This is a genomic window from Bacillus haynesii (genome assembly GCF_001969855.1).
GTDB classification, from domain to species: domain Bacteria; phylum Bacillota; class Bacilli; order Bacillales; family Bacillaceae; genus Bacillus; species Bacillus haynesii.
The window spans coordinates 59,216-70,916 of record NZ_MRBL01000010.1 but is presented as its reverse complement, the minus strand read 5'-3'; the positions used below and the strand labels follow the sequence as shown (position 1 = coordinate 70,916).

15 protein-coding genes and 1 pseudogene are annotated in these 11,701 nt (G+C 46.2%); 9 read left to right on the top strand and 7 right to left on the bottom strand.

Annotated features, from left to right (window positions below):
- Nucleotides 1-433: 433 nt before the first annotated feature.
- Nucleotides 434-1,624, top strand: coding sequence for a macrolide family glycosyltransferase (locus BTA31_RS10280; RefSeq protein WP_076791314.1), 1,191 nt, complete (start codon nucleotides 434-436; stop codon nucleotides 1,622-1,624).
- Nucleotides 1,625-1,752: 128 nt separating this feature from the next.
- Nucleotides 1,753-3,330: an APC family permease gene (locus BTA31_RS10275; protein ID WP_076791311.1), complete on the top strand. Its 1,578-nt coding sequence runs from the start codon at nucleotides 1,753-1,755 to the stop codon at nucleotides 3,328-3,330.
- A gap of 46 nt (nucleotides 3,331-3,376) precedes the next feature.
- On the opposite strand, the gene BTA31_RS10270 is transcribed toward BTA31_RS10275, so the two are convergent.
- From BTA31_RS10270 to BTA31_RS10260, 3 genes are all read right to left on the bottom strand, one after another.
- Nucleotides 3,377-3,676, bottom strand: a complete 300-nt coding sequence (locus BTA31_RS10270; protein WP_076791308.1) for a spore coat protein — start codon at nucleotides 3,674-3,676, stop codon at nucleotides 3,377-3,379.
- Nucleotides 3,673-3,873, bottom strand: a complete 201-nt coding sequence (locus BTA31_RS10265; RefSeq protein WP_043929021.1) for a hypothetical protein — start codon at nucleotides 3,871-3,873, stop codon at nucleotides 3,673-3,675. The genes BTA31_RS10270 and BTA31_RS10265 overlap by 4 nt, the downstream gene beginning before the upstream one ends.
- Before the next feature lie 109 nt (nucleotides 3,874-3,982).
- Nucleotides 3,983-5,242 (bottom strand): glycosyl hydrolase family 18 protein, encoded by a 1,260-nt coding sequence (locus tag BTA31_RS10260; RefSeq protein WP_043929020.1) that lies wholly within the window; start codon nucleotides 5,240-5,242, stop codon nucleotides 3,983-3,985.
- Between the two features lie 131 nt (nucleotides 5,243-5,373).
- On the opposite strand from BTA31_RS10260, the gene BTA31_RS10255 reads away from it, so the two are divergent.
- The 3 genes and pseudogenes from BTA31_RS10255 to BTA31_RS10245 all read left to right on the top strand — a co-directional run bounded on the left by BTA31_RS10255 (nucleotide 5,374) and on the right by BTA31_RS10245 (nucleotide 7,330).
- Nucleotides 5,374-5,958 carry a TetR/AcrR family transcriptional regulator gene (locus tag BTA31_RS10255; RefSeq protein ID WP_043929019.1) on the top strand — a complete coding sequence of 195 codons (585 nt, stop codon included), beginning with the start codon at nucleotides 5,374-5,376 and terminating at the stop codon, nucleotides 5,956-5,958.
- Nucleotides 5,959-6,044: 86 nt separating this feature from the next.
- The gene (locus BTA31_RS10250) at nucleotides 6,045-6,464 is read left to right on the top strand and encodes a nuclear transport factor 2 family protein (protein ID WP_076791330.1); all 420 of its coding nucleotides are present in this window, start codon (nucleotides 6,045-6,047) and stop codon (nucleotides 6,462-6,464) included.
- A 14-nt stretch (nucleotides 6,465-6,478) separates the two neighbouring features.
- Nucleotides 6,479-7,330: pseudogene (locus BTA31_RS10245) on the top strand (NmrA family NAD(P)-binding protein).
- A gap of 54 nt (nucleotides 7,331-7,384) precedes the next feature.
- On the opposite strand, the gene BTA31_RS10240 reads toward BTA31_RS10245, so the two are convergent.
- Complete coding sequence (locus tag BTA31_RS10240) at nucleotides 7,385-7,690, bottom strand: hypothetical protein (RefSeq protein WP_076791305.1); 306 nt, start codon at nucleotides 7,688-7,690, stop codon at nucleotides 7,385-7,387.
- A gap of 163 nt (nucleotides 7,691-7,853) precedes the next feature.
- Between BTA31_RS10240 and BTA31_RS10235 the strand changes: the two genes are divergently transcribed.
- Nucleotides 7,854-8,309, top strand: a complete 456-nt coding sequence (locus tag BTA31_RS10235; protein WP_076791302.1) for an OsmC family protein — start codon at nucleotides 7,854-7,856, stop codon at nucleotides 8,307-8,309.
- On the opposite strand, the gene erbB is transcribed toward BTA31_RS10235, so the two are convergent.
- From erbB to BTA31_RS10220, 3 genes are all read right to left on the bottom strand, one after another.
- Nucleotides 8,306-8,665 carry an SMR family multidrug efflux transporter EbrB gene (gene erbB, locus BTA31_RS10230; protein ID WP_076791300.1) on the bottom strand — a complete coding sequence of 120 codons (360 nt, stop codon included), beginning with the start codon at nucleotides 8,663-8,665 and terminating at the stop codon, nucleotides 8,306-8,308. The two genes, BTA31_RS10235 and erbB, sit on opposite strands and share 4 nt — an antisense overlap.
- A 13-nt stretch (nucleotides 8,666-8,678) precedes the next feature.
- Nucleotides 8,679-8,996 carry an SMR family multidrug efflux transporter EbrA gene (erbA, locus tag BTA31_RS10225; RefSeq protein ID WP_239693166.1) on the bottom strand — a complete coding sequence of 106 codons (318 nt, stop codon included), beginning with the start codon at nucleotides 8,994-8,996 and terminating at the stop codon, nucleotides 8,679-8,681.
- 434 nt (nucleotides 8,997-9,430) lie between these two features.
- Nucleotides 9,431-9,649, bottom strand: coding sequence for a hypothetical protein (locus tag BTA31_RS10220; protein ID WP_043928883.1), 219 nt, complete (start codon nucleotides 9,647-9,649; stop codon nucleotides 9,431-9,433).
- Nucleotides 9,650-9,773: 124 nt separating this feature from the next.
- Between BTA31_RS10220 and BTA31_RS10215 the strand changes: the two genes are divergently transcribed.
- The 3 genes from BTA31_RS10215 to hfq all read left to right on the top strand — a co-directional run bounded on the left by BTA31_RS10215 (nucleotide 9,774) and on the right by hfq (nucleotide 11,484).
- On the top strand, nucleotides 9,774-10,175 hold the full coding sequence (locus BTA31_RS10215; protein ID WP_043928884.1) for a YmaF family protein: 402 nt from the start codon (nucleotides 9,774-9,776) through the stop codon (nucleotides 10,173-10,175).
- Between the two features lie 101 nt (nucleotides 10,176-10,276).
- On the top strand, nucleotides 10,277-11,221 hold the full coding sequence (gene miaA, locus BTA31_RS10210) for a tRNA (adenosine(37)-N6)-dimethylallyltransferase MiaA (RefSeq protein WP_076791295.1): 945 nt from the start codon (nucleotides 10,277-10,279) through the stop codon (nucleotides 11,219-11,221).
- 41 nt (nucleotides 11,222-11,262) lie between these two features.
- Nucleotides 11,263-11,484 carry an RNA chaperone Hfq gene (gene hfq, locus BTA31_RS10205; RefSeq protein WP_003182047.1) on the top strand — a complete coding sequence of 74 codons (222 nt, stop codon included), beginning with the start codon at nucleotides 11,263-11,265 and terminating at the stop codon, nucleotides 11,482-11,484.
- The last annotated feature ends 217 nt before the right edge of the window (nucleotides 11,485-11,701 follow it).

The following is an 11,701-nucleotide window of genomic DNA, read 5'->3' as shown; positions in this document are numbered from 1 at the left end:
GTATATACCAATAACAACAGTCCTTTCATATCTAATTATGATAAGAAGAAAACAATAAACGATAGTTTTGAAAGGAAATGAAGCAGGAAGCGCGACCAAAATAACATGAATAATTTAAACTAAATTTAAAATAAGGCAATTTCATGACATCCGTTAAAACGAGTGCTGTTTTGACGGATGTTTGTTTTTATAAAACGATTGAAATATAAGTCGGCAGTAACGAAAAGGGGGATAAAGTCGGGTGCGTCCTTAAAATAAGGGCTAAAGTTCTGTGTTTTTTTGCAAGGAAAAGGACTATATTAGCATTTTTTAATTTTAATTTAATTTTGAAGGGTTTTTCCTTTATGATCTATAATATATTATTTAACATAGTGAAAGAGATTTTAAAATCATCGGTGCTGTCATGAAACGAAACATAACGGGAGGTAAAAAAATGGGACAAAAACATATCGCGATTTTTAATATTCCGGCTCACGGGCATATTAATCCGACGCTTGCTTTAACGGCAAGCCTTGTCAAACGCGGTTATCGGGTAACATATCCGGTGACGGATGAGTTTGTGAAAGCTGTTGAGGAAACTGGAGCAGAGCCGCTCAACTATCGTTCAACTTTAAATATCGATCCGCAGCAAATTCGGGAGCTGATGAAAAACAAAAAAGATATGTCACAGGGTTCGCTGATGTTTATCAAAGAAATAGAGGAGGTTCTTCCTCAGCTTGAAGCGCTTTATGAGAATGACAAGCCTGACCTCATCCTTTTTGACTTTATGTCTATGGCAGGAAAGATGCTGGCTGAGAAGTTTGGAATAGACGCGGTTCGTCTTTGTTCTACATATGCACAGAACGAACATTTTACATTCAAATCAATGTCTGAAGAGTTTAAGATCGAGCTCACACCAGAGCAAGAAGCTGCTATGAAAAATGCAAGTCTTCCGTCATTTAGTTTTGAGGAGATGTTCGAACCAGCAAAATTGAACATTGTCTTTATGCCTCGTGCTTTTCAGCCTTACGGCGAAACGTTTGATGAACGGTTCTCTTTTGTCGGTCCTTCTTTAGCCAAACGCAAGTTTCAGGAAAAAGACACGCCGATGATTTCGGACAGCGGCCGTCCTGTCATGCTGATATCTTTAGGGACGGCGTTCAATGCTTGGCCGGAATTTTATCATATGTGCATAGAAGCATTCAGGGACACGAAGTGGCAGGTGATCATGTCTGTCGGCGCGACAATCGATCCTGAAAGCTTTGACGATATACCTGATAACTTTTCGATTCATCAGCGGGTTCCCCAGCTGGAGATTCTGAAGAAAGCGGAGCTTTTCATCACCCATGGGGGTATGAACAGTACGATGGAAGGATTGAATGCCGGTGTACCGCTTATTGCCGTCCCGCAAATGATTGAACAGGAAATCACTGCCCGCCGCGTCGAGGAGCTTGGGCTTGGAAAACATTTGCAACCGGAAGATACAACAGTTGCTTCATTGCGGGAAGCCGTCTCGCAGACGGACGGTGACCCGGATGTTCTGAAGCGTGTACAGGACATGCAAAAGCACATTAAACAAGCAGGAGGGGCCGAGAAAGCCGCAGATGAAATTGAGGCATTTTTAGCACCGGCAGGAGTGAAATAACCATTTGAAGGAACCCGGGAGATTCCCGGGTTTTTTATTGCAGCCGAAAGGAAGCGGGAAAAGTATACAGCGGCGCTTTTTGAAACATACTACCTTCTATTAAATGTGTTAAATAAGGAGGAAGTGATTTGTCAAATCAGGGCAATTTCAAAAAAACGATCTCTCTGCTTGACCTGATTTTGATCGGTATGGGTGCGATATTCGGATCGGCTTGGCTGTTTGCCGTCAGCAATGTCGCTTCAAAAGCCGGGCCCGCAGGAAGCTTTTCGTGGATTATCGGCGGTGTCATTATCCTTTTAATCGGCCTCGTTTATGCTGAGCTCGGAGCTGCTTTGCCGCGGACGGGCGGGATTATCCGCTATCCAGTGTATACCCACGGACACCTTGTCGGATACTTGATTTCATTTATCACGATCGTCGCCTATACAAGTCTGATTTCAATCGAAGTGACGGCTGTCAGGCAATACGTAGCTTATTGGTTTCCCGGTTTGACGATAAAAGGTTCTGAATCGCCGACGATTATCGGCTGGCTTTTGCAGTTTGCGCTGCTTTGTTTGTTCTTTTTACTGAATTATTGGAGTGTCAAAGCGTTTGCGAAATCAAATTTAATCATTTCGGTTTTTAAGTATTTTGTTCCTTTGACGATCATCGTCGTGTTGATATTCCATTTTAAATCGGCCAACTTCGCGGGAGAATTTGCGCCGTTTGGCTTTGGTGGGGTTCAGGCATCCATTTCGACAGGCGGGGTGATGTTCGCATACCTCGGTCTTCATCCGATCGTTTCCGTCGCCGGCGAAGTGAAAAATCCGCAGCGGAACATCCCGGTCGCTCTGCTGATTTGCATCATTGTTTCGGCTTGCATTTATACGATACTGCAAGTGGTGTTTCTCGGAGCCATCCCGACTGATATGCTGAATGACGGCTGGAAAGCGATCGGCAAGGAATTTTCTCTTCCGTTTAAAGATATCGCGGTGCTTCTCGGGATGGGCTGGCTTGCCACTCTTGTCGTCCTTGATGCGATCTTATCACCCGGCGGAAACGGCAATATTTTTATGAATACGACATCGCGCTTGGTTTATGCATGGGCGCGGAACGGCACGTTGTTCAAAGTGTTTGCCAGGGTGAATAAACCGACGGGAATTCCGCGTCCGTCGTTGTGGCTGTCGTTTGCGCTCGCCGTTTTTTGGACGCTTCCGTTTCCGTCTTGGGACGCGCTCGTCAATGTTTGCTCTGTTGCCCTGATCCTCTCCTATGCGATTGCTCCAGTTTCAGCCGCAGCGCTGAATGTGAATGCCAAGCAGCTCAACAAGCCTCTGCAAATCAAGGGGATGGCTGTCATTGCCCCTGTCTCCTTCGTATTTGCGTCGTATATCGTCTATTGGTCAGGCTGGAACACTGTGTCGTGGCTGCTCGGATCACAGCTTGTGATGTTTGCTGTTTATTGCGCGTGTAAAAAATACGTTCCGCAAGACGATGTTCCGTTTGTACAGCAACTTAAATCAAGCTGGTGGATTGTCGGGTATTATGTGATGCTCCTGGTTTTGTCGTATCTGGGCTCATTCGGTAACGGCCTGGGCCTATTGAGAACGCCGGTCGATTTAATCTTGATCGCGCTAGGATCGATTGCGGTATTTTACTGGGCGAAATATACGGCACTGCCAAAGGCAGTCATTGATTATGATGAGAAAAAAGAAGAAACCGTTTAAATAAGAATACCCCGCTGTATGACTGCGGGGTATTTATGCGTTTTCATTACAGTTGCGGAAGATCTTTAGCCGTTTCGGCAGCTTTGGTATCAGCCTGAATTTGTTCAGATAAATTGGCAGGATGGTAATAACCTTTTGACATCATATAGTTTGCGATCTGTTCATGAGTGTCAATCGCGTCGTTTAAATACTGCTTAAGCGTTTCGCGCACTTCTGGAGAAGATGTTTCCGTGATAGCTGTTGCAATGTTTTTGACACCGGTTTTCGCCGAGATTAAAAAGTCGGTGGCAATCACTTGTTCAGTCATTGCGCCCATTCCTGTCATGTTTTGGATGAATTCATTCATATGTTTTCACCTCTCACTGACAGCAGACCTTGCAAATGCTCGATCTGATGCTTTGTTTGGGATGCATCACGCTCCAAGATGTCGCGAAGCTCTTGATCCTGCACCATTCCCGTCATTGTTGATGACTTAGTCAGGCAAAGATTTTTAAACATTAACAGCTCATGGAGCTCCAATGTTTCATGAATCGCATTATTCAATTGCAACCATTCCTTTCAGATTTGTTATTGTGCGAAGGACACATCTTTAGTATCAGGTTTGTTAGCGGGATTATTCTGTTTGCTATTTTACAATAAATTACATACTGTGTCAGACTTTTCGGACGCGAAAGAATTTGGTCAAGAGCCATGTTCCTTGCGGAAAACTGAGTGTGAGCTGCCATACGCCGCCGCCGTTAAGTCCGTATTCGATGATCAGCTGCAGTTTTTTTCCGATGCTGCGCGCGTCTTCAAACCATACGACATGCCGTCTGCCTTGTTCATCGGTATATCTGAAAAAAGGGGACTCAGACCTTGTATCATATTGAATCGGTACCTGGTGCTTCATGGCGAGCTGAACGGCGTCTTGATTGGCGATTCCCGGGTACACGACACCGGGCTGATAGGGCAGCGTCCAATTATAGCCGTAAAGCGGAAAGCCGAGAATGATTTTTTCTTTTGGGATATGGCGAAGGGCAAATTGAATCGTTTGCCGGACTTCATTGATCGGAGCAACAGGGCCCGGCTCGCTTGTTCCGTGGTGCCAGTCGTATGCCATGATAAAGATAAGGTCGCTCACTGCACCGATTCCGCCATAGTCATACCCTTTCAGCCAGGCGATATTTTCATTTGTTTTCGGCGGAACGGCAACTGTCAGCACATAACCGGACGGCTTCAGCCGCTCTTTCAACAGGCGGAGAAAACCTGAAAATAAATCTCTGTCTTCCTCCAAAATCTGTTCGAAATCAATATTGACGCCTGCATATCCTTTTCTGGAAATCGTTTGGACAATATTGTCGATGAGGCGATTTCTTACGGCAGGCTGATTTAATACACGGTGCGTAAGAGACGGACTGAAGCCTGATTCTGTTAGATTGGTGACAGTCATGAGGGGAGGAACGCGCCGCCTCCAGGCCGTTTGTACGGCCGGTGAATCATTCAGCTCGCTTAACGATCCGTCACTTGAAATGTGGTATTCAAAAAATGCCAAATATGTGGCGTATGGGGCAAAATTATGAATCAATTCCTGGTCTAACCGGGGATTTCTCAATGTGTAATATCCTAAAGCAGTGATCGGCTTTTTCGGCAATTCTGGAATTGTCATTTTCATCCCCGGTCTCATATTGGCAGGCGTTACAGACGGATTTGCTTTTTGCAATGCTTCGGCGGATACAAACGTCCGGCGGGCGATCGAGTCATAACTGTCTCCCGGCTGAACGGTATATGTATAAAGCGGTAATAAAAGAGCCTGTCCGGGGACAATGTTTGTTTCGATCAACCCGTTTGCCAATCGGATCTGGTCAATCGAAATCCCGAACCTGGCGCCGATGAAAAATAATGAATCTCCCGGCTGAACCGTATAAATAAACAACTGGCACACTTCCTTTTGTTCCTCTGTATGTGACAGGGGGTTTTATGCTATGTCTATGACCGGTGCAGAAGGATCATTCTTGACTGATCAGTCCAGAAAATGTATTCTTCAAATAAGGAGGTGATAGGGGCTTGGGAAGAAGCAAAGAATTTGATACCGCCCTCGTCCTTCATAAAGCAATGGAGGTTTTCGGCCAATTTGGCTATGAAGGGGCATCGATGCAGGAGCTGCTCAGCCGTCTGGGAATTGCCAGGCAAAGTCTGTACAATACATTCGGCACGAAACGGGATCTGTTTATAGCCGCTCTTACAAGATATCTTGATGATAAAAACGCTCAAGTGATCGCCAGGCTTGAAAGCTCCGGATCAGTGAAGCAATCGGTTCGGCAGATCTTTCAGGAAAGCTTAAACGCTCTGAAAGACCCCGAACGTTCAAAGGCATGCTATATCATCAACAGCGCAATTGAACAAATTCCCCGCGATCCAGAGGTTGCCGAATACTTTGATAAGCAGACAAAGCAGCTGGAAACAGCCTTTTACAAAGCGCTTGTCCGGGCCGAGTCACAGGGAGAACTAAAAAAGGGCAGCCGGGACCTTTCTGCAGTTGCCCGTTTTTTAAATCAAACCCGGCTGTCGCTCACGTTTCAGGCGAAGTTAACGGGGGACTTTGACGCCCTTCAGGATTTGATCGATGTCAGCCTGTCTGTTCTTGATTGATATTGTTCGTCATGGGGAGATGGGCTGCTGCCCGTTTTTATCACTATTTTAGACCGATTGGTCAAAAAAAGGATGTGAAAAAGAAAATGACACGTACGATAACTGATGTGATGGAACAATTTTTGCAGTCGATGCTCGAAAAGGATATGGAAAAGTGGATACAGCTTTGGGATCAAGATGCGGTGTTTGAGCATCCATATGCACCGCCCGGTTTTCCTGAAAAAATAGAAGGGAAGTCCGCGATTTACGATTATATAAAGGATTTTCCCGAAAAGATCGATATTGTCCGCTTTACAGCGCCTGCTATTCATCAAACGGCAAAATCGGGCTATTCAGCTGTCGAATTTGAATGTGAAGGCACGGTGTGTGAGACGGGTCTTCCTTATAACCAACAGTACATCAGCCTTGTAAACATGAATGAGGGCAAAATTGTCCACTACAAAGATTATTGGAATCCTTTGACTGTCATCGAATCGTTCGGAGGACGGCTGCATACTTTTTTATAATCTAACAAGGAGTGATGAAAGTGGGGAAAAAAATATTGGTTACCGGCGGAACCGGTACGACAGGAAGCCGAATCGCCAAACGGCTCGCACGTTCGGGTGCCGGCGTCCGGATCGCAAGCCGGAGAATACCTGCAATTGCCGGAGCAGAACATGTATATTTTGACTGGAATGATCAAAAAACTTACAAAGACGCATTAAAAAACACGGAGTCATTATATTTGGTTGCGCCTGTCGGTGTATACGAACCGTCGCCGATCGTTCTGCCGTTTTTAGAAATGGCATCGGCATTCGGTGTCCGCCGCATTGTCCTGCTCAGCGCCGCCATTATTGATGAAGACGGACCGGTATTCGGGAAGCTTCATCACGCGGTCAGGCGATATGTTCCTGAATGGGCGGTGTTAAAGCCTTCATATTTCATGCAAAATTTTGACCATCAGCATGTCGCTTCGATTCGAAAGAAAAATGAAATCGTCACGGCGTAAGGCGGCGGCAAAGTCGGGTTTATAGATGCAGACGCTATTGCTGAAGTAGCTGTGCGCGCATTGCTTGATCAAAAGCCGCATAATACGAGCCATATTTTGACCGGGCCGGAAGCCTTGAGTTATGCCGAAGCCGCGGCAATCATCGGCAGAGCGGCAGGCCGCGACATCAGGCATGTCAATGTGGAAGTGTCCGCTTTGAGGGAAAGGTATATAAAAGCAGGATTATCTCCCGATTATGCCGGCTTCATGTCGGAATTAGACGAGAAAATCAAGAATGGCAAAGAAAACCGCATCACGGATACAGTGGAACGGATCACGGGAAAAAAACCGCGTTCACTGGCTGATTTTGCTAATGAACACGCCGGACGCTGGCGTCTGCTTTAACTCGTTCCTGAGGCTGAACGGTCTTTTCTCTTTATTTTTGACCGTTCAGTCCAATTAATAAAATGTTTCGTTGATTTCCCATGACTCAACTGTACAGTAGGCCAAATGAGGGTTCATACCCATGCCCATTAAATAAGCCATTGCAGCTACTTCTTCCATGGCATGGTGATAGGAAGTGGCTTGCGCTTCATTTAAACCGTAATGAACAAAGGGCGCAACTGTGCACAATGTCTTATGTTTCAAGTGTGGAAACAACGGACATTTGATGTGGTGCACGGCGGTTTCGGCGTGCTGATACTGGGGGATATGCATATGCTGATCGGGAACCGCCGCCTGCTGTAAATGTTTTACATTCTCCATTTTTTTCGTCCTTTCTTGCGCGGATTTTCGTTGTATTCTATGTTCCGCTCATGCCCTGTGTGTTAGACAGCTGTCACGGTTTAACGGTTTTTTAGGCAAATCAAAAGACAGAAAGGTCAAATACCGGTAGACTTTAAAGCAGATAAAAAAGGAGGTATTTTTTATGGCTAAACATCATTTTTACCTTCAGGCAGACTGGCCTGGAAAACGGAACGATATCGGAAGGATTGAAAGCGGGAATTTAAAAACCGAAATTTCGATACCAAAGGAAATGGACGGCCCGGGGGCGGGGACAAACCCTGACGAAATGCTGCTCGGTGCTGCTGCGACTTGCTATATCATTACGCTTGCAGCCATGATGGAAAGAAGCGGATTGGAAAAAGAGAGCCTGACGATGGAATCCGAGGCTGTTGTCGATGTGACAGGAGGGGTGTTTACGTACGAAAAAATCATTCACAGACCTTTGATCCGCCTTCCGAAAGAAGCGGCGGAAAAAGAGGTCGAACTTGCCGAAAGACTGGCCGAAAAAGCGGAGACATCCTGCATGATATCAAGGGCGGTTCAGGGTAACGTCGCCATTGAATTAGAGGCGAAGATTGTCGTCTCCAAAGCGGATTAGATTTCGATCGTGAGCTGAGCCTTGTGATCTGCCGCTTCAGTCTGCTTTGAATTGAGCAAAAAGACACCGCCGATAATCAATACAAGCCCAATAAGGGTTTTGAGATTGAATGGCTCCTGAAATATAAAATACCCGATCGCAGCTGTCAAAGCCGTCCCGGTGCCGGCCCAAGTCGCATAAGCCGCAGATAAAGGCAGTGTTTTTAATGAAAAGCTCAGAAACGTAAAAGAAGCCGCAAAACCGATCATGACGCCGGCTGCTGGCAGGGGGGCACTAAAGCCTTCTGACTGCTTCAGCATCGTGCTTCCGAATACTTCGGACAAAATGGCAGCCGCCAAAAAGAACATGCCTTTCATGAGATTCTCCTCCTTATGACAGATTGATCAGTACAACGCCTGACACGAGACAGATAATGCCGGCGATATTTCGCCGGTTCAGCTTTTCTTGAAACCACAAGACGCCGATGATTGCAGTGAGAACGGTGCCCGCTCCGCTCCAAGTCGCATAGGCGAGACTTAGTGGGATGACCTGCAATGTGAGCGACATCATGTAAAATGCGAGACTGTAGCCGATCACTACGAGAACCGACGGCTGCCAGCGCGAGAACCCGTCAGATATTTTCAGCATGGCGGCAGCCGCTGCTTCTGACAAGATGGCGATCAGAAGAAAAATGTAGCCTGCAATCATACGAAATCCTCCTCTATCGATTTTATTGCATGATTCAAATGGAGAGCTTTCTCTTCGTCAGCCAGCAGTTCCAATTGAAACATTCCCGAAAACCAGATGACCGCGCATACGAGTTTGACCATATGCCAAAGCCGGGGGTTCAACTCCGCCAGTGCCCTCTTCGCAGACTTCACGCTGCGGTTTAAGAAGTACAGCTGCAGTAAAGTTAGTTTTCATTCGAATATCATAAAACGCAGCCCATAAACGATTTTAAAGTGTTAAAGCCTTTAAATTCCGCAATCATCATGAGGCCGCTTCAAAGATTTCCTCTTTTTTAGACATAAAAAAAACCCGCTTTACTAACCGGTTGATAGAAACCATCTTAATTGATGCAAAAGTTTTAAGTCAAGAAAAAAGTTATGTAAAAAGGCCCCTGAAAGAGCCTTTATCTGTCGTTAATAAGGATAGAAAGGATATGGCGGATACGGATATCCCCAAGGGCCGAGAAGCGCTCCGGCAGTAAGGCCACCCAAAAAACCTCCGAAGAAGGGGCCCGGACCGAAAAATGGACGCGGGCCGAAAAACGGGCGCCCAAAAGGTCCGCCAAAGAAAGGCCTGCCGATGATTCGCTGGTTGTCGTCGTAATAGACAGGAGCATGGTCGAAATGATTCATAAAAAAATCCCTCCAATAATAAAATGAAACCTGACTAACATCACTGTATTCTGCCCAGCCGTTTTTGCTTGGGCACCCGCCGGATTATTTTTTGAAGCCGCCCTCAAAAAGGAGTGAGCGAAACATGACGCTGTATCAGTCGGATTGGGCAAAATCGCCGGCCCATGCCCACGCCTACAGGGCGAAAACATCGATTGCCGACGGCCATTACCACCTAATTGAAGGTTTTTCCCAGCCGGCAAACGGAAGCAATACAGATGGGCACGTACATTTTTATTCCGGAATTACTTCTTTTGATGATGGTCATTACCATAGGTATTACGCGATTACAGGGCCCGCGATTCCGCGGGCGGACGGCACGCACTACCATGAAATCGGGGGCACGACCTATCTGGCATATTCTACGGCACCTCCGATCAGATATGGCGGAGTCGTATATTTAACCGACGGAATGAAGGAGAGGCATCGGCATCATTTTAAGGGTTACACAAGAGAAATCGTGGGAAATGAGCCGATAGGCTGGTGAGGGAATGTTTGGAAAACAGTGAAAACGGGTAAAATGAAATGGGTGTTTTTGAACGTGAAATGGTATAATGGGAGGAGCTTGTTTAAAGAGAGTGATCAGCAGTGAATAAAATGAAACCGCCGGTCATCGTTTTGATCGGACCGACCGCTGTCGGTAAAACAAAATTAAGCGTCATGCTGGCCGAGCATTTGAACGCGGAAATTATCAGCGGAGATTCGATGCAGATTTACAAAAGAATGGATATCGGCACAGCAAAAATAAGAGAAGAGGAAATGAACGGGGTTCCTCATCACCTGATCGATATTAAAGAACCGAAGGAATCTTTCTCGGTCGCTGAATATCAGGAGATCGTCAGACAAAAAATCGCAGAGATTGACAGACGGGGGAAGCTTCCGATGATTGTCGGGGGAACCGGGCTCTATATCCAGTCTGTCCTTTACGACTACTCTTTTACAGAGGAAGCAGGCGATCCTGAGTTTCGGGCGGAGATGGAGGCGCTCTCTGACAAGAGGGGGGCCGAATATGTTCACGGTCTTTTGAAAGAGCGCGATCCCGAAGCGGCAAGGGCCATTCATCCAAACAATAAACGAAGGGTCATCAGGGCGCTTGAAATCCTGCATACGACAGGAAAAACGATGTCCGAACATATGGAAGGACAGCGGAAAGAGCTTTTATACACCACGGCTCTCATCGGTTTGACGATGGAGCGGGAAGTGCTGTATGACAGGATCAACCGCCGCGTTGACCAGATGATGGATGAGGGGCTGCTGGATGAAGTGAAACAGCTTTATGATGAAAACGTAAGAAACTGCCAGTCTGTTCAGGCCATCGGTTACAAAGAGCTTTATGGGCATCTTGAAGGCAGAGCGTCGTTGGAAGAGGCGGTTGAGACGCTGAAGCGGAATTCGAGACGCTATGCCAAAAGGCAGCTGACATGGTTCAGAAATCAAATGGATGTCGCCTGGTTTGACATGACGCCCCCTGTCAATATCGAGCAGAAAAAACAGGAAATTTTCACTTACATAGCAGGAAAGCTCGAACTTTAATCGAAACAATATGGTATAGAGAAACAAGGAGGACCAGAACCATGAAATCGATAAATATTCAAGATCAGTTTTTGAATCAGATTCGGAAAGAAAATACATTTGTCACGGTCTTTTTACTGAATGGATTTCAGCTGCGCGGACAGGTAAAAGGATTTGACAACTTTACAGTGTTGATTGAATCGGAAGGAAAACAGCAGCTTATATACAAACACGCCATTTCCACGTTTGCACCGCAAAAAAACGTTCAGCTCGAACTCGAATAGCGATTCGCGGACTAAAAGACCATGCCTAGCATGTTTTTTTCAGATTGCCTGACAAAATCCTGAAACAGGTTACTGTTTTGGGATTTTGTCGTTTTCATGGTGACGTTACAATCATCTGCGCCCGTTGCCGGTCCTTCAGAGGAAAAAAACTCAGACATCCTGTCTAAAACGCCGCCGTCATCACGTCCTGTGAAAGCCCGAGGCATTCAAATTTACA

Coding starts and splice junctions, on each gene's coding strand:
- BTA31_RS10280 (WP_076791314.1), top strand. CDS start 434: ATGGGACAAAAACATATCGCGATTTTTAATATTCCGGCTCACGGGCAT.
- BTA31_RS10270 (WP_076791308.1), bottom strand. CDS start 3,676: ATGAATGAATTCATCCAAAACATGACAGGAATGGGCGCAATGACTGAA.
- BTA31_RS10250 (WP_076791330.1), top strand. CDS start 6,045: ATGACACGTACGATAACTGATGTGATGGAACAATTTTTGCAGTCGATG.
- BTA31_RS10240 (WP_076791305.1), bottom strand. CDS start 7,690: ATGGAGAATGTAAAACATTTACAGCAGGCGGCGGTTCCCGATCAGCAT.
- BTA31_RS10235 (WP_076791302.1), top strand. CDS start 7,854: ATGGCTAAACATCATTTTTACCTTCAGGCAGACTGGCCTGGAAAACGG.
- erbB (WP_076791300.1), bottom strand. CDS start 8,665: ATGAAAGGCATGTTCTTTTTGGCGGCTGCCATTTTGTCCGAAGTATTC.
- erbA (WP_239693166.1), bottom strand. CDS start 8,996: ATGATTGCAGGCTACATTTTTCTTCTGATCGCCATCTTGTCAGAAGCA.
- BTA31_RS10220 (WP_043928883.1), bottom strand. CDS start 9,649: ATGAATCATTTCGACCATGCTCCTGTCTATTACGACGACAACCAGCGA.
- BTA31_RS10215 (WP_043928884.1), top strand. CDS start 9,774: ATGACGCTGTATCAGTCGGATTGGGCAAAATCGCCGGCCCATGCCCAC.
- hfq (WP_003182047.1), top strand. CDS start 11,263: ATGAAATCGATAAATATTCAAGATCAGTTTTTGAATCAGATTCGGAAA.